Genomic DNA, 18401 nt, shown 5'->3' on the forward strand with positions numbered 1-18401 from the left:
GGTGGCGGCGTCGTCGGCCGGCGTGGTAGGCTGGGCGCATGAACAAGCCGGTTCAGCCCAGACCCGTGACGGTGACGCTCAGGCCCGAGGACGCCTTCGACCTTGGCGAGCGCGTGGCGCGGGGCGAGTTCGCATCGATCGACGAAGCTCTGGCCGCCGAACTGGCCGAGCTCAACTATCGCCGAGCCGCCGAGCTCATGGGCGGCGACCACAAGCTGGAACGCTTTCTCAACGAGCTCAAGGCGGAAACGGTCGATCCCAAGGATTATCTGGACGCCAACGTGGTCTTCGAGGACCTGCTGGCGGATCTTGAAGCGCGCGCCGAGGCCGCGGGAGAGTGAGCCGCAGGCTTGTGGTGACGCCGCGCGCGTTGCGCGACCTGAAGCAGATCGGCGACTACATAGCGGCTGACAGTCCCCGCGCGGCCGCGCGGTTCGTTTCGGCGCTGCGAGCGGATCTGGACAAGCTCGCTGCCTTTCCTTTCATGGCCCAGGCGGTCGGCAACCATCCTCGCTTTCGCCGTCTTCCCCATGGAGCCTATGTCGTCTTCTACGAAGTGACGGACGACGCGGTTCTGGTCCGCTCCATCGTGCATTCGGCGACCCTCAGATGACTCAAGAGTTCGATTTCGACGCCGTCGTGGTGGGCGCTGGCGCCGTCGGCCTGGCCTGCGGCTACGCCCTGTCGCAGCGGGGCCTGACCGTGGCGGTGCTGGAGCGCGAGGACCACATCGGCCAGGGCGTGTCGTCGCGCAATTCCGAGGTGATCCACGGCGGGCTCTACTATCCGACCGGCTCGCTGAAGGCGCGGCTTTCCGTCCAGGGCCGGCGGTTGCTGTACGCGTTCCTCGACAAGCATCACGTCGACTACAAGAAGTGCGGCAAGCTGGTGGTGGCCACCCGCCAGGACGAGATCCCGCGGCTGGAGGCGATCTACGACCAGGCCCTGGCCAACGGGGTCGAGGGCATGGAGCACCTGACCGGCGCCCAGGCCAGGGCCCTGGAGCCGGGCCTGAACGCCCACGCGGCGCTGCTGTCGCCGGAAAGCGGGGTGTTCGCCAGCCACGACTACATGCTGGCCCTGCGGGGGGAGATCGAGGCGGCCGGCGGAGCGGTGGTGGTCAGGACGTCGTTCGAGGGGGCGACGCCCCTGGCGGGCGGCGGCTTCACCGTGCGGATCGGCGGGGCCGAGACCGCCAGCCTCGCCTGCCGCCTGCTGGTCACCGCGCCTGGCCTGTCGGCCCAGGCCGTGGCCGCGACGATCGAGGGCTTCCCCGCCGACCAGATCCCCGCCGCCCACTACGGAAAGGGCGTCTATTTCCGCCTGGCGGCCAAGGCGCCGTTCCAGAGGCTGATCTATCCGCCGCCGATCCCCGGAGCCCTGGGCACCCACTACCGCAACGACCTGGGCGGCCAGGCGGTGTTCGGGCCCGACCTGGAATACGTCCCGGCCCCCGACTATTCGGTCGATCCCGCCCGGGCGGCGGCCTTCGCCGACTATATCCGCAGGTTCTGGCCGGACCTGCCGGCCGACCGGCTGGTTCCCGACTATGCCGGGGTGCGGCCCAAGATCCACGGACCGGACGCGCCGCAGCCCGACTTCCAGCTGCGCGGCGCCGACAGCCACGGCCTGCCGGGCCTGATGGCCCTGTTCGGCATCGAGAGCCCGGGCCTGACCAGCTCGCTGGCGATCGGCGACGAGGTGGCGCGGCGGCTGACGGCGTAAGGGATTGCCACCAACGGGCGTCTCGCGCGTTGCAATTTCGGCTTTTCAGGAGGGCGACATGCTGGATGACTTCATCGACAGGCTGATCTCGCGGCTGATGGCCGGCGCCGGCCTGATCATGGCCGCGGCGATCGCCGCGGTGGCCGGGGCGATGGCGGTGTTCGCCTTCCTGGCCCAGTGGGTCGGCTCGGCCTGGGCCTACGCCATCGTGGCGATCGCGGCCGCGGTGATCGTCGCCGTCTGGTCGGCTCTGCACAAGCGGCATCTGGCCAGGACCCGCCAGCCGCCGCTCGACAAGCGCGTCCTGACCATGATGCAGGAGCACCCCACCGCCTCTTTCCTGGCCGGCATGGCCGCCGCCACCCTGCTGAAGGGCAAGCCGTCGCTGGCCGCGAGCCTGTGGGAGGCGAGGAAGGGTAAGCCGAAGTGAGCCAGCGGCTCACGCACTTGCCCCCACCTGACCGCTTCGCGGTCTGTCCGCCCCCATAGGGGGCGGAGTCTTCCGCTTCAGGCTCTTCCCCCTTTGGGGGAAGACGGCCGAAGGCCCGTAGGGGGCAAGTGATGGCCGCTCAGGGCTTGGGAACGACCTTCAGCACCCGCCCGTCATCCTCGTCGGTCACCAGGTACAGCGCGCCGTCGGGACCGACCTTCACGTCGCGGATGCGGAAGTTCAGCTCCGACAGCAGGCGCTCCTCGCCGACCACCTGGTGGTCCTTGACCGTCAGCCGCACCAGGTAGCCCTTGAGCCCTCCGACGAACAGGCTGCCCTTCCAGGCCGGGAACAGGCTTCCGTCGTAGAAGGCCAGGCCCGAGGGGGCGATCACCGGGTCCCAGTAGTAGATCGGCTGCTCCATGCCCGCGTGCTGGGTGATCCCCTCGCCGATCGGCTTGCCCGAATAGTCCTCGCCATAGGTGATGGTCGGCCAGCCGTAGTCCTTGCCGGCCTTGGGGGTGTTGATCTCGTCGCCGCCCCTGGCGCCGTGCTCGACGGTCCACAGCTCGCCGGTCCAGGGATTGATCGTCGCGCCTTGGACGTTGCGGTGGCCCTTGGACCAGATCTCGGGCTTTGCCTGCGGATTGCCGACATAGGGGTTGTCGGCGGGGATCGAGCCATCGGGGCGGATGCGAATGACCTTGCCCAGGGCCGCGTCCAGGTTCTGGGCCTGCATCCGGCCGGGCAGGATCGAGCGCTCGCCGGTGGTGACGAACAGCGACCCGTCGCGGGCGAAGGCCAGGCGGCCGCCGAAGTGCAGGGCCGAGTCCAGAGTCGGCATCTGCCGCCAGATCACCTGGACGTTCTCCAGCCGGGGCGCGGCGCCCAGCACCAGCTTGCCGCGCGCCGCCGTCGTGCCATTGCCGCCGTCGCGGGGCTCGGCATAGGTCCAGTAGACCAGGCCGTTCCTGGCGTAGTCGGGGTCCAGGGCCACGTCCAGCAGGCCGCCCTGGCCCTCGGCGAACACCGCCGGCAGGCCGGCGACGGCCGGCGACAGCTTGCCGTCGGCCCCCAGGATCCGCAGGCGGCCGGCCCGTTCGGTCACCAGCTTGGACCCGTCGGACAGGAAGGCCAGGCTCCAGGGATGGTCCAGGCCCGTGGCCAGGGTCTCGACCTGGTAGGCCACGCCCAGCTTCTCCTCCGGCGCGCGGGTCTGCTGCGGGAAGGCCGGCTTTTGGTCGGGGGCGTTGGGCGGACCGGTTTCGACCGGCGGATGGGGCAGGGCCTGCACGGTGTTGGCGGGGCCGCACGCCGACAGGACCAGCGCGGCGAGGGCGAGATGGCGAAGACGCATGGGAACTGTCCGGTTGGGGAGGGGGCGGCGGCGACGTTGTCATTCCACGCCCGGCTTGTCATCCTGGACGAGCGCCTGGCATGCCGTTGACTCCAACCCGTCCCCCCACCAAGGTCCGGCCTCGCCACGGACGGAGCCCGCCTTGACCGCCATCCTGCACGCCATGCTGGGCAAGGGCCTGGGCGGCCTGGAGCAGGTGTTCCTCGACTACCAGCCGATCCTGGAGGCCTACGCCGCCGCGCAGGGCGGCGCGGCCACGGGGGTGGTGCGGGCCGGCGGCAAGGTCGCCGTCCAGCAGGCCGGCCGCGTTCCGCCGCTGATCACCATGCCGGCCTATACCGACTGGGATCCGTTGACCCTGGGCGCGGCCCGCCGGATCGTCCGGGCCGCCGCGCCCGACCTGATCCTCAGCCACGGCCAGAGGCCGGCCCGCCTGCTGGCCAGGGTCGCCCCGCCCGGGGCCGTGCTGGCGGTCTGCGTGCACAAGCCGGCCTTCGACGTGGACAAGACCAGTCCCCATTTTGGTCGCACCCATTATGTCTGTGTCGGCCGGCACCTGGCCGAGCTGGCGGTCGCGCGCGGCGTCCCCGCCGAGCGCGTGCATGTCGTGGCCAACGCCGTGAAGCCGCCGTCCGTCCAGGCGGCGCCGTTCCGCGACCGCAGCCGCCCGCCGCGCATCGTCGCCGCCGGTCGCCTGCACCCCAAGAAGGGCTTCGACGTCCTGGTCGCAGCCCTGGCCCTGCTGCGTGACCAGGGCCAGGCCTTCGACTGCGAGATCGCCGGCGAGGGCGACGAGCGCCCCCGGCTGGAGGGGCTGATCGCCCAGCATGGCCTGCAGGATCGCGTGCGCCTGGTCGGCTGGCGCGGCGACGTCCCGGCCTTCCTGGCGACCGGCGACGTCTTCGCCTTCCCCTCGCACCAGGAGGGCTTTCCGCTGGTGCTGCTTGAAGCCATGGCCGTCGGCCTGCCGGCCGTGTCGAGCGCGATCCCGGGGCCGGTGGAGATGATCGCGGACGGCGTCGACGGCGCCCTGGTCCCGCCCGGCGACCCCGCGGCCCTGGCCCGCGCCCTGGCCGGCCTGGTCGCGACGCCGGAAACGGCCGCCACCCTGGGCCTGGCCGCCCGCGCCAAGGTGCTGGCCGACTACGGTCCGGCCAGCCTGGAGCGGCGTCTGGGCGCGGTGCTGGACCGGATGCTCGGACGGGCTTGAAGCCGCCCCCGCTTTGCGCTTATAAGCCCGCCTCCGCTTCGTGCGGCTGGGTAGCTCAGATGGTTAGAGCGGTGGATTCATAACCCACAGGTCGGCGGTTCGATCCCGCCCCCAGCCACCACGTGGCCCCATGTGGGGAACCGGCGGTTTCATTGCCCTTTATGAACTCAACCAAGCGGCCGACAAACGTTACGCTGGCCGGTGCACTTTTGCCTGTGAGGTCGGAGTGATCTCGATCTGCTCGAAGCGCCGAATGGTAGATCGGCCTAGGCAAACTCTAATCCGAGGACCGCAACGACTACACGGCGGCACCCGGGCGGCTGAGGTGCGTTCGCAAAGCCTTCGGTTGTTGGAAACGGCCATCATGGGGATAACGACGGGCAAAGGCTGCTAGTGGATCAGTCCCCAGGCGGCCAATTGGTGAGGCAAGTCTAGGCATATTGGCCATTTCAATCCTATGACGTGGACAAGCGCCAAGACGAAAGCGCCGATAGGGGCTCCTAGATCGATTGCGTAAAGACGCAGGCGAGTGACCGTGTTCCCGTAAACTAGGTCCGATCTGAAGCGTCGGACCTCGGAGATCGCTCCCTCAAGCTCACTGCGAGCAGCTGCAAATTCCGGTCCTGCGGTTAGAGCAAGCCGCTCGACCTCTGCGTTTCCGAGCAGGCGGTCTGTGGCTGGCCGAAACCGCTCGTGGTAGAGATGAGAAAATAAGAGCGCCGCAGCGACGCGCGTTTGCTCAAGTAGTCCAGCCTTAAAGTCTTTAATCATATCATTAAGATCGCGATTGCGTTTTCCAAGTTCGGATAATTGCACGCCGATCCCCGACGTCGCGTTGATGACTTCTGGAGAATCGGGATCAAGAGCGCCGAATGCATGATGCTGCGTGTTGAGGTGGTCGGCTTGCTGGGCCGGATCGATCACCGATGTTAAAGATGATCGAGCCCATGTGATTGCGTCTGCAGCGAGGGCGGAATGGCGCTCGATCTGCTCGCCGTGCCTTTCAAGAGCTGAGATTTGCGCTTCGATCTTGTCAAAAAGGTCGCGCTGGCCTGTCCGCTCGTTTCGAAGATATGCGGAGGCTTCGTGATGCCAGAGGAATAGGAAGTTTATGAAGTAGTAAATAGTGACCACAAACAGCGAAAAAAGTACAAATCCGGGCATGACGCCGCGCAATACAAAGTCGGCGTATTTGATGTCACCAAATTTCACGCCAGGCAACGCCAAAACAAACAGCGCCGTCGAGCATAAAAGGGTGGTGCGCTTATGGGAGTAGTACTCGCTACTCATTTCGTTGCGCTTTTCTGCCACGTTCCCCCTCCGCCGCTCGGAACGCTTTTTCTGGCTGATCAGCGTTCAATCGGCAATTCCTTCCGAAGCTAAGTCACCGGCGGCTGCAGCCCGTACCACTGCTCGACCTTGGCCACCATCTCCTCTGACAAGCCATGGCCCTTGGCGTCGAAGTCGGCGGCTTCGAACCGGTCGTTGCCGCCGCCTTCGATCCGGGCCGCGGCGGCCGACAGCAGGTCGCTGCCGACGCGCCTGTCGTGCCGGCCGTAGACCATCAGGCCCGGCTTGGCGGCGATCGACGGCGTGCTGGGCTGGCAACGGCTGTTCGACTGCCAGCGAAACTCGTCCAGCCGCGACAGGTCGGTGACCGGGGAGATCGCCGCCCACCCGTCGATGGTCGGGTCCTGGGCGGCGAGCATGGCGTGGTAGCCGCCGTAGCTGATCCCGACCGTGTATTCCCTGGCCGCGCCGTAGCGCTGGGAAACGCCTCGTTCGAAGGCGGAGAACCAGGTCCTGAACGCTTGGCAATAGGCCGCGCCGCCGTCGGCGTAGAAGGCCTGCCTGGCCCTGGGCAGGCGAACGACCACGATCTGCGAGCCGTCTTCCTGCAGGGCGTCGACCAGGGCCTGTCGGTCCGGGCTCTGCCAATAGCCGTCCAGGCCGGGCAGGCCATGGAAGAGGTAGACGCGCTTGCCGAAGTTGCGGCCGATCACGCGGTCGGCCTGGCCGAAGGTCGGGACGACGGGCTTGGCGGGCAGGGCGGCGGCGCTTTCGGCCAGCCGCCAGATGTGCGAGGTGGCGGCGCGGCGCTGCACGGTCGGAAAGACCATGGCCAGGCCAAAGGACAATACGCCCGTCAGGGCGATGAGGTAGCGCTTCTTCATTCCTGGAGTCCCCCGACCCGTCTTGTTCTTTTCGTCCCGGGCGAAAGGTCGCCCTAAGCGTCACTGTGTCTAAATCGCTATCGCCTGAAGATTCCGGCCGTGGCTTGTTCCCGCGGCCTCGGCGTTCGCGTGTCTCCCGCGCCTTTGCGGCCCAGGGTATAGCTTAGCCATAGCAATTCCGTTCGCGTTTGTCGCGAGTGTCGGCGTACTTGCATCCGGTCAAGTTGTCGCAGGGCGGGCGGCCTTTTTTGAGCCGGGCGCTGTCGGATCGCGGGGCGGTCGGTCGTCCTCGATACGATCAAGGCGGCCATCCCATGCTCTATGCCCTTCTCTGCTACACTTTCGAGGACGTGGTCGGAGCCTGGACGCCGGCCGAGGACGCCGGGGTCATGGCGCGGCTGGGGGCGGTCGAGGCGGAGCTGGCCGCGGCCGACCGGCTGGGCGCGACGGCCCGACTGCTGCCGACCACGGCCGCCGTCACCCTCCGCAAGGGGCGCGAGCACCTGGTGATCGACGGGCCGTTCGCCGAGACCAAGGAACAGCTGCTGGGGTTCTATGTCGTCGAGTGCGCCGACCTGGAGGCGGCCATCGCCGTGGCCCGCGACCTGGCGACGGCCAATCCCGCGCGCGGCGCCTATGAAATCCGCCCCCTGGCCGTCTATCGTCCTGGCGCGCTGAGGGGCGACGGGACGCGGACCCAGGCCAGGAGGATCGGGGCATGACCATCGCCAATATCGACGCGGCCTGGATCGACGCCGCCCTGACCGCCGCCCGGCCCCAGGCGGTGGCGGCCCTGCTGCGCTATTTCCGCGACCTGGACACCGCCGAGGAGGCGTTCCAGGACGCCTGCCTGCGGGCCCTGAAGGCCTGGCCCAAGAACGGCCCGCCGCGCGACCCGACCGCCTGGCTGATCCTGGTGGGCCGCAACGCCGCCCTGGACGGGGTGCGCAAGCAGAGCAAGTCGGCGCCCCTGCCGCCGGAGGAGCTGATCTCCGACCTGGAGGACGCCGAGGCTGCGCTGGTCGACCGGCTGGACGGCGAGCACTATCGCGACGACGTGCTGCGGCTGCTGTTCATCTGCTGCCATCCGGACCTGCCGGCCACCCAGCAGGTGGCCGTGGCCCTGCGCATCGTCTCGGGTCTTTCTGTGCGCCAGATCGCCCGCGCCTTCCTGGTCGGCGAGTCGGCGATGGAACAGCGGATCACCCGCGCCAAGGCCCGGATCGGGGCGGCCGACGTGCCGTTCGGCGCGCCCGATCTGGAGGAGCGGGCCCAGCGGCTGAACGCCGTGGCGGCCATGGTCTATCTGGTGTTCAACGAGGGCTATTCGGCCGGCGGCAAGGAACTGCTGACCCGCGGCGCCCTGTGCGACGAGGCCATTCGCCTGGCCCGCCTGCTGCTGCGGCTGTTCCCCAGCGAGCCGGAGATCATGGGTCTGACCGCCCTTCTGCTGCTGCAGCATGCCCGCGCCCCGGCCCGGTTCGACGCCGACGGGGCGGTGGTGCTGCTGGAGGACCAGGATCGCGCGCTCTGGAACGGCCGGATGATCGCCGAGGGCCTGGCCCTGATCGACAAGGCCGTGCGCCATCGCCGGCCCGGTCCCTACCTGGTCCAGGCCGCCATCGCCGCCGAGCACGACCGCGCCGAGCGTCCCGAGGACACCAACTGGGCGCGGATCGACCTGCTGTACGGCGACCTGGAGCAGCTGGCTCCGTCGCCGGTGGTCACCCTGAACCGCGCCGTGGCGGTGTCGAAGGTGGCGGGACCGGAGGCGGCCCTGGCGATGATCGAGCCTCTGGCGCCCAAGCTGTCGGGCTATTTCCACTTCTTCGGCCTGCGCGGCGGGCTGCTGCTGCAGCTGGGGCGCAAGGACGAGGCGCGCGTCGCCTTCGACCAAGCCATCGCCCTGGCCAACACCGCCGCCGAGGCCGCCCATATCCGCCTGCACCTGGACCGGCTGATCAAGGAAGGCGCCGGCGGCTAGGGCCGCCAAAAAAGTTTTCGCCTCGTGTCGGGCGGGCTATGCGGCGCTCGTCCTTTGGGCCGAAGAGGAGAGAGCACCCATGACCGACGCCCAAACCCAGACGCCCGCCCTGCCCGCCGTTTCCGGCGGCATCGTGCCCTATCTGTCGCCCAGCAACGCCAACGAAGCGGCCGACTTCTACATCAAGGCCTTCGCCGCCGAGGATCTGTACCGCATCCCGCCGGACGAGCAGGGGCGGACCATGCACATCCACCTGCGGATCAACGGCAATTCGCTGATGCTCAGCGACTTCTATCCCGAGCACGGCTATCCGCCGGAAAAGCCCGGCGCCTTCACCCTGCACCTGCAGGTCGATGACGTGGACAAGTGGTTCGAGCGGGCCGTCGCGGCCGGCTGCGCGGTGGTGCTGCCGGTGCAGCTGATGTTCTGGGGCGACCGCTACGGCCAGGTTCGCGATCCCTACGGCTTCCTGTGGTCGCTCGCCACGACGCCCGCCTGAACCTGGATCGCCGTTCAACGCCGCGCATGGTCCTCGTCCTTCGACAGGCTCGGGATGAGGACCATGGACAGGCCTGATCAATCGAAAACTCATCCTGGGCCTGTCGAAGGACGAGGTGGGGAAGCGGAAAAGCAGGCGAGTCTGGTGGGGGCTCAGGCCTCCGCCAGGATCAGCACCATCACCCCATCGGCCGTCCCATCGTGCAGGACGGGGGCCAGGGACAGCTCGACCGGGCGCTCGTCTCCGGCCCGAACCAGCAGGGTCGTCTCGACCCGGGCGGCCGGGCCGCCCTGCAGGACCTTCTCTAGAGCCTGGCTCAGGGCGCGGCGGTCGGACGGGCGGACGATGTCGGTCAGCCGGCAGTCCAGCAGTTCGGCGCTGGAGAAGCCGGTCAGGCGCAGGAAGTCCTCGTCCATCTCGGCCAGCACGCCGCGAATGTTCAGCCGCGCGATGGCCAGGCGGGGCAGGGCGGCCGTCGCCGTCTGCATGGCCTGGGCGTGGCGAAGGCGGCTGCGCAGGCTGTGCTCTTCGGTGCGGTTGGCGAACAGGGCCGCGACGCCGCCGGGATAGGGGAAGACCCGCACCCCGTAGCAACGACCCGGCTGGACGGTGGAGTCGGCCTCGAACTCGACCGCCTCGCCCGTGCGCAGCACCCGCCGCATCTGCTCGGCGATCACCGCCTGGGTGGGCAGGGGGAACAGGTCGCTCCAGCCCGACCCGACCAGCTGGCCAGCGCTGCGGCCGGCCAGGGCCTCGAACACCGGATTGACCTTGGTGACCCGCAGCGTGGGATCCAGGGCGATGAAGCCCTCGGCCATCTGCTCGAGCAGGGCCTCGCGGCTGGTCTCGGCGACGTGGGCTTCCGCGCTGCCGGCCGCCATCGGCAGGTTGTTCCAGCTGGCGTAGCGGTCGGCCGACAGCAGCACCACGCGAGGGCGGCCGTGATGGGTGATGATCACCGGGGCGGTCAAGGCGACGTCCTGCCACTGGCCGAAGTTCCGGCTGACTTCGCCGGCCGTGGCGTGGGTGGCGGGAGAGTCGTTTGTCATGGCGCCCCAGAAAATACGGAGAATCAGTCATCTCCGTCTTGCCGTGATTTTGCTCGGCCGAAATGTTCCTGTCCCTTGTTAAGTTAACATCGTGGTGGTTGAGCGACAATTGACGGCGACAGCCTTTGGGCGAGACAGGCTGTCGCCGTAAAATGCGTATTTTACAGACTATCCAGATAAACTTGGCTGCATCCACGACGGGACGATCCTGCTTGCGCAATCTTCGCGAGAAGGGGTAGGGCGATGAGAAAGGCCTGTGGACCGGTAATGACCCGTCGGCGACTTCGGGGCGATCAATCCGGCGCGACGGCGGTGGAGTTCGCCTTCCTGGCTCCGGTGCTGATCTTCATGCTGATGGGGATCACCGGCTATGGCGGCTATTTCTGGATGTCGCATTCGGTCCAGCAGCTGGCCAACGACGCCGCCCGGGCGGCGATCCCGGGAACCACCGCCGCCGAGCGGGCCAGCCTGGCCAAGGCCGCCGTCGCCGCCAGCGCCGGCGACGCCGAACTGATCCCGGCCAAGGTGTCGACCGAGGTGATCGACCACGACGGACGACTGACCGTGGCCGTGTCCTACGACGCGGCCCAGTCCTTCGCCTTCGCGGTGCGTGGGCTGACCCCCATGCCGTCGGACCAGATCCGCCGCCAGGCCTCGGTGCAACTGGGAGGCTATTGAGGTCCGATGCGCGGTTTGCGAGGGGCGGACTTTCGTCGGGACCGACGGGGCGGGGTGGCGGTGATCACCGCCATGTCCCTGACCCTGATTCTGGCCTTGGCCGGCCTCGCCGTCGACATGGGCTGGGTCTATCTGCAGAGCCGCCGGCTGCAGGGCGTCGCCGACCTGGCGGCGATCACGGCGGCCAACGACATCGGCCGGGCCCAGATCGCCGCCCAGGCGACCGTGACGGCCAACGGCGACGGTTGGCGCACCCCGCCGCAGACGACGGTGACCCTGGGGCGCTACATCGGTGACGCCGCGATCCCCGTGAAGACGCGCTTCCAGGCGACCGCCCAGGACCCCGACGCGGTCAAGGTTTCGGTCGCCAGCGAGGCCGAGCTGTTCTTCGGGGCGGCGCTGCTGGGCCGACCGTCCGTGCCGATGCGCCGCGAGGCCACGGCGGCCCGCGCCGATCTGGCCAGCTTCTCGATCGGCTCGCGCCTGGCCAGCCTGAAGGGCGGGCTGGCCAACGTCCTACTCGGCGACCTGACCGGCAGCCAGGTCAATCTGTCGGTGATGGACTATGACGCCCTGGCCGACGCCGATGTCAGCCTGTTCGGCTATCTCGACGCGGTCTCCACCCGGCTGAACCTGAAGGGCCCCACCTACGACCAGGTGCTGCAGGCCGACCTGACCACTGGCCAGGCCCTGCAGGCCCTGGCCGACGTGCTGTCGGCCAGCGGCGAGAGCCAGGCCGCTTCGGCGACGCGGACCCTAGCCCTGTCGGCCGGCGACCGGACACCGGCTCATCTGGACGCCCTGGCGTCGCTGGGACCGTATGGCGACCAGGATCACGTGGCCGGCGGCTCGGCGGCCACGGTGGCCCTGAGCGCCATGGACCTGGCCCAGGCGGTGCTGCAGGCCGGCAATGGCGATCGGCAACTCAAGCTGGACCTGGGCGCCACCGTGCCGGGTCTTGCCGATACCGACGTCTGGCTGGCGATCGGCGAGCCGATGAACAACGCGCCCTACATGACGGTCACCCAGGACAAGACGGTGGTCGTGCACACCAGCCAGGCGCGGCTCTATATCGACGCCAAGCTGGCGGGCTCGGGCCTGCTGGGCGGCTTGGCCCAGGTCCATCTGCCGGTGCTGGTCGAACTGGCGTCCGGCGAGGCGCGGCTGAAGGAGATCGACTGCGGGCACAAGGCCGCCACGCTGGAGGTCAAGCCCAGCATCGGGTCGCTGAAGATCGGCGACATCGACCTGACCGCGCTGAACGACTTCAAGCGGCCGCTGGCCGTCACGCCCGCCAAGCTGGTCAAGGCGCCGCTGTTCGACGTGAGCGGCAAGTCCGACGTCGCGCTGGGCGGCGCGTCCTGGCAGACGGTGTCGTTCACCGCCGCGGAGGTGAAGGCCGGCGCGGTCAAGACCGTGAAGACCAACGACACCCTGGCCGCGGCGACCGCCTCGCTGCTGACCAATCTCGACCTGGACGTCGACTTCGCCAGCCTGATCCATGTCGGCCTCGACGACGCGGCCATATTGGCGGCGCTGAAGCCGCTGCTGGCGGCGGCGGCGACGCCTCTGGACGGAGTGATCACCTCCCTGACCGATCTTCTGGGGCTCGGCGTCGGCGAGGCCGACGTCCGGGTCAACGGCCTCCGATGCGGCGTCGCCGCCCTGGTCGCCTGATGGTTTCGACACGCATGACCGGAGTGAAACAATGAGCGCCCTCGACTGGCCCGGCCTGGAATCGCTGGAGTTCGACGCCCCCCAGCGGGCCTTCGGCCGCAAGGGCGAGGCGCCCGCCCAACTGCCGGAGAATCCGCTGCTGCACGCGCCGGCCCCGCCGCTGGACATCCGCGCCCGGCTGCACGCGATCTGCGCCCTCTACGCCCATGCCCGCACCCAGGCCCAGCGTCTGGCCCTGCTGGAGCAGCTGGAGGACATGGCGCTTGAGACCGCCCACCTGCTGGCCGTGGACCTGCTGCGCAACGGCTGGCGGCCGGACTGAGGCCTCAGCAGTCGAGAAACTTCACGTCCGAGGCGGCGTAGCGCATGTCGCTGGGGGTGAACAGGCTGGACAGGCCCAGCAAGGCCGGGCGGCCGGGCATGCTGAACACCGGCGTCTCGGCCAGGTAGTGGCTCATCCGTCCCTTGCTGCTGTAGCGGCGGACGAAGGCCTCGCGGTCCAGCAAGCCGCCGATGGCCTCCAGCAGCGGACTGTTGAGGTACACCCCGCCGCGGGCGGCGAAGACCAGGGCCATGTCGCCGGCGAAACCGCCCAGCAGGCCGCTGAAGATCGAGATCGCCTCTCGGGCCTGGGCGTCGCCGGACAGCGCTCGCTCGATGATAACGTTGTCATTTTCGGGCGCGACAAGAGGATCCCCGTCGCTGACCAGGGCGCAGTGGATGTCGCTAAGGCCTTCCTTGGACAGCAGGCGCTCGGCCGAGACCTCGCCGTGGCGGGCGCGGACGGCCGAGAAGATCGGGGCCTCGCGGGCCTCGACCGGGCAGAAGTCCATGTGACCGCCTTCGCTGGGCACGGCCAGCCAGCCCTCGCCGCGCAGCGGCGCCAGGCCCGCCACGCCCAGGCCGATGTCGGGACCGAGCACCGCGATCGCGGCGTTGCGAGCGACCTTGCCGGGATGGATCAGGTCCAGCGCCGTCTCGGCGACCTTGGGCGCGCCCATGGCGCAAGCGGTGAAGTCGTTGACCAGATAGACCCGAGGCGTGCGCAGCACGTGACGCAGCCAGGTCAAGGATACGGTCAGGCCGGTGCTGGTCAGGGTCACCGCGCCGTCGATCTCCGGACCGGCGGCGGCGACCGCCGCGCCCACCAGGACGTTGGCGTCCAATTCGGTCAGCACGGACTTGAGGCTGGCCTCCAGCTCCAGCGAGGTGGAGCCGGGCAGGACGCGGTGCTCGCCGGGCGCGTCGCCAGGGCGGGCCAGGGCGATGATCAGGTCGCGACCGGTCACATCGGCCAACAGCGCCACGCCATGGGTCATCGGCTCATCCTCTTCGTTTCCTCAATGGCCGGTCTTCGCCGGCTGGGCCGATCAGTAGCCGCGAGCAGGTTACCGGCTAAATAACCGTGCTTGTCCAAGGTTCCTGACGTTCCGGAGAAAAAACCAGGCCCGCGGACGTGGTCACCCGCAAATAAACTCTTCCATTGCACCGCCGATTAACGCCGCCGCGCGTTGTTAAGATCATGTCCAAGTTTGGTTCTGGCGGAGCTCTCGACCGGCGCGCCGGTCCCCGCGTCACGATGCAAAATCCCGGGAAGGTGCTGTGCGGCGCCTTCGCGTGGGACTGTGTCGTGCGCGACCAGTCCGACACTGGTCTGCGCATCCAGATGCTGTCCGGCGCCACGCCGCCGAACGCCTTTCAGCTGGTCGATCTGGCTGCCGGCTACGCCCATGACGTGCGGGTGATCTGGCAGAAGGATCGCGAACTGGGCCTGAAGATCGTCAGGAGCCACGACCTGCGCGGCCTGGCGCCGGCCGCCCTGCAGACGGCAAAGCGCATCTGGCAGGCCGGCCAGGGACGGGTTTCGGCCAGCTAGACGGTCCGGGGCGCCGACCGAGCGGATTCAGGCTAAGCCTATAATTGTATAATTAATCTATCTCTCTTTGGTTGACTCGCTCTCCCGGGCTGAGCAACCTCCCAATGAGCCGTTTCTGGCGGCGCCGACCTCGCGCGTTCGTCGCGGCCGGCTTTCCAGGCGCGCCGGGAGGACAAGTCATGTCTACGCCGCAGACCGCCCAGGTCTACATCACCAACACGACCGACGGGACCGCGTCGATCACCCTGTGGCACACCAATTCCGACTATCCGACCGAGAGCGCCTCCTGGACCGCAGCGCCGGGCCAGACGGTCGGGCCGCTGACGGTGCACTTCAATACCGGCCTAGGCTCGTGGACGGTGCGCGACTACTGGGCCTGCGAGATCAATGTGACCGGCGGCTCGACGCCCGGCCTCTACGAAAGCAGTGGCGTGCTCCAGTACAGCGACTGGAAGGAATGCCAGCTGCAGGGGCCCGACGCCGGCCAGAACCTGACCTTCACGGTCAATTCCCAGCTCTTCGTCATCAATCTCGACTCCGGCGGAACCTCCACGCCGATGAACCCGGTCGACCGGGTCAGCGCCCAGGCCTACGTGACCAACAACACCGACGGCAATGCGATCATCACCCTCTGGCACGAGAACAGCACCGACGGGACCCAGTGCAGCCAGCCCCTGGCCGCCGCGCCGGGCCAGACGGTGGGACCGTTGACCGTCTATTTCCGGCTGGGGCTCAACGTGGCGATGGTGCTCGACTACTGGGCCCTGAAGCTGGTCGTGCAGGACGGCTCCAATCCCGGCGTCTACCAGAGCCAAGGCTCGACGCTGTATCCGCTGTGGAAGGAGTGCCAGCTGCAGTCGGCCGATTCCGGCCAGACCCTGGGTTTCACGGTCGACACCAGCACCTTCGCGATCAACCTGCCCTCGGGCGGGACCACGACCGGCATGACCAGGACGGGGCCCTATGCGGCCGTGGACAACGTCTTCGTGCTGATGCTGGAGAACCACTCGTTCGACAACATGTTCGCGCTGTCGGGCATTCCCGGGATCCAGGCCGCGACCAGCGCCGACACCAATTCGTACAACGGCACGCCCTATGCGGTCGGCGGCGGCGCGCCGTCGGGCATGCCGACCGACCCCGGCCACGAGTTCGCCGACGTGGTCGAGCAGCTGTGCGGCCAGGGCGTGACCCACACGCCCTGGCAGCCCTACACCACGCCGATCAACAACAGCGGCTTTGTCGCCAACTACGCCACAACCACCAGCGAGATCACCAAGAACAATCCCAGCCTGCCGACCGCCTCGGAATACGGCGATGTCATGCTGTGCTTCGACACCCCGACCCAGCTGCCGGTGATCTACCAGCTGGCCACCACCTTCGCGCTCTGCGACCAGTGGCATGCCTCGATCCCGGGGCCGACCTGGCCCAACCGGTTCTTCGTCCACGGCGCCTCGTCGGGAGGCTGGGCGGATTCGCCCAGCTCCACCCAGATCGGCGCCTGGATGACCCCGGGGTTCGGCTTTACCTATCCCAGCGGCAAGTCGATCTACGACCAGGTGACCGCCAACGGCCAGCAATGGCGCATCTATGTCGACGAGAACGGCCCCACCTTCGGGGGCGTGCCGCAGGTGGCGGCGCTGAAGGGCGTCACCTACCAGGTCGACACCAACGCCTTCGGGACCTTCGCCGCGGACGTTCAGAATCCCTATCCCTACGCCTACACCTTCATCGAGCCGAACTATGGCGACGTGACGGGCGGTTCATACGAAGGCGGCTCGTCGCAGCACCCGATGGACACGGTCACCGGCGGCGAGGCGCTGATCAAGGCGACCTACGAGGCGATCCGCAATTCGCCGCTCTGGGACCGCAGCCTGCTGATCGTCACCTATGACGAACATGGCGGCTTCTACGACTCCGTGGCGCCGACTGCGGCCGTTCCGCCGGGCGACGGCGCGCCGCAGGACCTGTCGATCAACTCCGGCGGCTTCCTGTTCGACCTGTACGGCGTGCGGGTGCCGGCGGTGATCGTCTCGCCGCTGATCCCGCAAGGCGTGATCGACAGCACGACCTACGACCACGCCTCGGTCTCGGCCACCCTGCAGGCGCTGTTCGGGACAGGTTGGATGACCCAGCGTGACAAGACCGCCGCCAATGTCCTGCCGCTGCTGTCGCTGGCCGCCCCGCGCACCGACTGCCCGACGGTCCTGAACAATCCCGCCAGCGCGGTCGCGCCGCGGGCCGCCGTGGCGGCGACCCCGCCCGACACCCCGCTGCCGGAGGACGGCAACGTCCAGGGCTTCCTGCAGATCCTGGCCAAGACCGATGTGGAGCTGACCCGCGGCGACCCCGCCGAGACCGCCGCGATCCAGGCCCGGGTCGCCGCGATCAAGACCGTCGGCCAGGCCGAGGCCTATGCCAGCGAGGTGACGGCCAAGGCCCGGTTGGCGGGAGCCAGCGTCAAGCCGCCGGCGGTCCCGAGCCCGTTTGCGCAAGGCGGCGGCTGAGGCGCAAAAGCGATCGGGCCCCGGCGAGGGATCGCCGGGGCCCGAACGAACGGGTTACTGGTGGCGTCGTCGCCGGATCAGGCGGCGGCGTTCTCGACGCGGTTGGCTTCTTCGGCCATGGCGCGGACCAGGTCGAGAACCTGGCGGCGGACCCGGCCGCGACCGATCTTCGGGAACACCTCGGCCAGTTCCAGGCCCTCGGGCGTGGTCAGGAACTCCTGCACGATGCGCTCGGCCTGCTGACCGATCTCGTCGCCGTCCGAACCGTCCATCGGGTCGGCTAGGCCATCGAAGAAGAATGACACCGGGACTTGCAGGGTCTTGGCGATCTCGTAGAGCTTGGACGCGCTCACGCGATTGGCGCCGCGCTCGTACTTCTGCACCTGCTGAAAGGTCAGGCCCAACGAGTCGGCCAGCTGTTCCTGACTCACGCCCAACAGCTTGCGACGCATCCGGACACGGCCACCCACATGCAGATCGACGGGATTGGGGCGTCGGCCCTCAGTTTCTTCGCTCAAGTTTCGCCTCCAAAGGTTGTCCAGTCACCATGCCACGTCCGAGGCGTTCGTGAAACGCTGCGGCGGCCAAGCGCGGCGTTAGGTCGCTGAGGTTCAGCTTGTTAACCTCAGCTTGCGCTAACAAATCGGACGTAGGCGCCCAGATCGCGGCGATTTCCGGGCGGAATTATTTCGGCGCCGCTTCAGGTTCGTTCATCGAGTCGCTCCGGGAACGGAAGAGAATCACAGTCTACTCGCGATTTGAGGGAGTTAACATGGTTCGCTCTCCAGAGGGGAGTTGTCCCGACATGTGAACACACGCAATGGCCTTGCCATGATGGCCAGGCGGGCGGAACATCGGTTCATGGCCACGCATGACCTGAACGCCGAAGGTAAGGCCGGGCGCTACCGCACCTTCGCGGCGTTCTACCCATTCTATCTGACCGAACACGTCAACCGCACCAGCCGGCGGCTGCACGTGGTCGGCACGACCCTGGTGATCGTCGCCGTGGCCTGCGGGTTCCTGGCCGACTGGCGGTTCTTCGTCGCCGCCCCGCTGGTCGGCTACGGCCTCGCCTGGATCGGTCATTTCGTGTTCGAGAAGAACCGCCCGGCCACGTTCAAATACCCGCTCTACAGCCTGGCGGGCGACTTTCGGCTGTGGTTCGAGGTGGTGACGGGCAAGCGGCCGTTCTGAGGTTCCGCGACTTCCTTCGCCTTTGCGATATTGCGCCGCAGCAA

The 18401-nt window shown here is 68.2% G+C and carries 20 protein-coding genes and 1 tRNA gene; 15 read left to right on the forward strand and 6 right to left on the reverse strand.

The features are described 5' to 3' along the window. Nucleotides 1-38 precede the first annotated feature (38 nt). The 4 genes from EV278_RS04155 to EV278_RS04170 are packed head-to-tail and all read left to right on the forward strand — an operon-like array spanning nt 39 to nt 2155. Nucleotides 39-341 (forward strand): hypothetical protein, encoded by a 303-nt coding sequence (locus EV278_RS04155; protein WP_132086989.1) that lies wholly within the window; start codon nt 39-41, stop codon nt 339-341. After that, on the forward strand, nt 338-613 hold the full coding sequence (locus EV278_RS04160) for a type II toxin-antitoxin system RelE/ParE family toxin (RefSeq protein WP_243692075.1): 276 nt from the start codon (nt 338-340) through the stop codon (nt 611-613). Before EV278_RS04155 ends, EV278_RS04160 begins: the two co-directional genes overlap by 4 nt. Continuing rightward, nucleotides 610-1725 (forward strand): NAD(P)/FAD-dependent oxidoreductase, encoded by a 1116-nt coding sequence (locus tag EV278_RS04165; protein WP_132086992.1) that lies wholly within the window; start codon nt 610-612, stop codon nt 1723-1725. The genes EV278_RS04160 and EV278_RS04165 overlap by 4 nt, the downstream gene beginning before the upstream one ends. Nucleotides 1726-1783: 58 nt before the next feature. Continuing rightward, nucleotides 1784-2155: a hypothetical protein gene (locus EV278_RS04170; RefSeq protein ID WP_132086994.1), complete on the forward strand. Its 372-nt coding sequence runs from the start codon at nt 1784-1786 to the stop codon at nt 2153-2155. Between the two features lie 139 nt (nt 2156-2294). Here the strand turns inward: EV278_RS04170 and EV278_RS04175 are convergent, their stop codons facing one another. Continuing rightward, nucleotides 2295-3512, reverse strand: coding sequence for a PQQ-dependent sugar dehydrogenase (locus EV278_RS04175; protein ID WP_132086997.1), 1218 nt, complete (start codon nt 3510-3512; stop codon nt 2295-2297). 142 nt (nt 3513-3654) lie between these two features. On the opposite strand from EV278_RS04175, the gene EV278_RS04180 reads away from it, so the two are divergent. Further along, nucleotides 3655-4722, forward strand: coding sequence for a glycosyltransferase (locus EV278_RS04180; RefSeq protein WP_132087000.1), 1068 nt, complete (start codon nt 3655-3657; stop codon nt 4720-4722). Nucleotides 4723-4766: 44 nt separating this feature from the next. Continuing rightward, nucleotides 4767-4843: transfer RNA gene (locus tag EV278_RS04185), tRNA-Met, on the forward strand. A gap of 269 nt (nt 4844-5112) precedes the next feature. Here the strand turns inward: EV278_RS04185 and EV278_RS04190 are convergent. Further along, complete coding sequence (locus EV278_RS04190) at nt 5113-6033, reverse strand: hypothetical protein (RefSeq protein WP_132087003.1); 921 nt, start codon at nt 6031-6033, stop codon at nt 5113-5115. A gap of 68 nt (nt 6034-6101) precedes the next feature. Further along, nucleotides 6102-6896, reverse strand: coding sequence for a hypothetical protein (locus EV278_RS04195; RefSeq protein WP_132087006.1), 795 nt, complete (start codon nt 6894-6896; stop codon nt 6102-6104). Nucleotides 6897-7210: 314 nt separating this feature from the next. Between EV278_RS04195 and EV278_RS04200 the strand changes: the two genes are divergently transcribed. The 3 genes from EV278_RS04200 (at nt 7211) to EV278_RS04210 (ending at nt 9379) form a co-directional block, all read left to right on the forward strand. Then, entirely contained in the window at nt 7211-7618 is a 408-nt protein-coding gene (locus tag EV278_RS04200; protein WP_132087009.1) for a YciI family protein, read from the forward strand. Continuing rightward, nucleotides 7615-8880: an RNA polymerase sigma factor gene (locus EV278_RS04205; RefSeq protein WP_132087012.1), complete on the forward strand. Its 1266-nt coding sequence runs from the start codon at nt 7615-7617 to the stop codon at nt 8878-8880. Before EV278_RS04200 ends, EV278_RS04205 begins: the two co-directional genes overlap by 4 nt. A 79-nt stretch (nt 8881-8959) precedes the next feature. Continuing rightward, a complete protein-coding gene (locus EV278_RS04210) occupies nt 8960-9379 on the forward strand; it encodes a VOC family protein (RefSeq protein WP_132087015.1) in 420 nt (139 codons plus the stop codon). A 152-nt stretch (nt 9380-9531) separates the two neighbouring features. On the opposite strand, the gene EV278_RS04215 is transcribed toward EV278_RS04210, so the two are convergent. Further along, entirely contained in the window at nt 9532-10428 is an 897-nt protein-coding gene (locus EV278_RS04215; protein WP_132087018.1) for a type II toxin-antitoxin system prevent-host-death family antitoxin, read from the reverse strand. A 267-nt stretch (nt 10429-10695) separates the two neighbouring features. Between EV278_RS04215 and EV278_RS04220 the strand changes: the two genes are divergently transcribed. The 3 genes from EV278_RS04220 to EV278_RS04230 are packed head-to-tail and all read left to right on the forward strand — an operon-like array spanning nt 10696 to nt 13105. After that, complete coding sequence (locus tag EV278_RS04220; RefSeq protein WP_243692076.1) at nt 10696-11106, forward strand: TadE/TadG family type IV pilus assembly protein; 411 nt, start codon at nt 10696-10698, stop codon at nt 11104-11106. 6 nt (nt 11107-11112) lie between these two features. Continuing rightward, nucleotides 11113-12783: a pilus assembly protein TadG-related protein gene (locus tag EV278_RS04225; RefSeq protein WP_279389365.1), complete on the forward strand. Its 1671-nt coding sequence runs from the start codon at nt 11113-11115 to the stop codon at nt 12781-12783. Nucleotides 12784-12814: 31 nt separating this feature from the next. Continuing rightward, on the forward strand, nt 12815-13105 hold the full coding sequence (locus EV278_RS04230) for a hypothetical protein (protein WP_132087024.1): 291 nt from the start codon (nt 12815-12817) through the stop codon (nt 13103-13105). A gap of 4 nt (nt 13106-13109) precedes the next feature. On the opposite strand, the gene EV278_RS04235 is transcribed toward EV278_RS04230, so the two are convergent. Beyond that, complete coding sequence (locus EV278_RS04235; protein WP_132087026.1) at nt 13110-14102, reverse strand: glucokinase; 993 nt, start codon at nt 14100-14102, stop codon at nt 13110-13112. 203 nt (nt 14103-14305) lie between these two features. Here EV278_RS04235 and EV278_RS04240 point away from each other — a divergent pair, with 203 nt between their 5' ends. Both EV278_RS04240 and EV278_RS04245 read left to right on the forward strand, forming a co-directional pair. Beyond that, complete coding sequence (locus EV278_RS04240) at nt 14306-14659, forward strand: PilZ domain-containing protein (protein WP_347812815.1); 354 nt, start codon at nt 14306-14308, stop codon at nt 14657-14659. 179 nt (nt 14660-14838) lie between these two features. Next, nucleotides 14839-17163 (forward strand): alkaline phosphatase family protein, encoded by a 2325-nt coding sequence (locus EV278_RS04245; protein WP_207905434.1) that lies wholly within the window; start codon nt 14839-14841, stop codon nt 17161-17163. A 77-nt stretch (nt 17164-17240) separates the two neighbouring features. Here the strand turns inward: EV278_RS04245 and EV278_RS04250 are convergent, their stop codons facing one another. Further along, nucleotides 17241-17681 (reverse strand): helix-turn-helix domain-containing protein, encoded by a 441-nt coding sequence (locus EV278_RS04250; RefSeq protein ID WP_019848655.1) that lies wholly within the window; start codon nt 17679-17681, stop codon nt 17241-17243. 343 nt (nt 17682-18024) lie between these two features. Here EV278_RS04250 and EV278_RS04255 point away from each other — a divergent pair, with 343 nt between their 5' ends. After that, nucleotides 18025-18357, forward strand: coding sequence for an Mpo1-like protein (locus tag EV278_RS04255; RefSeq protein ID WP_132087032.1), 333 nt, complete (start codon nt 18025-18027; stop codon nt 18355-18357). The last annotated feature ends 44 nt before the right edge of the window (nt 18358-18401 follow it).

The sequence above is a fragment of the Caulobacter sp. BK020 genome (genome assembly GCF_004342605.1).
Taxonomy (GTDB): Bacteria; Pseudomonadota; Alphaproteobacteria; order Caulobacterales; family Caulobacteraceae; genus Caulobacter.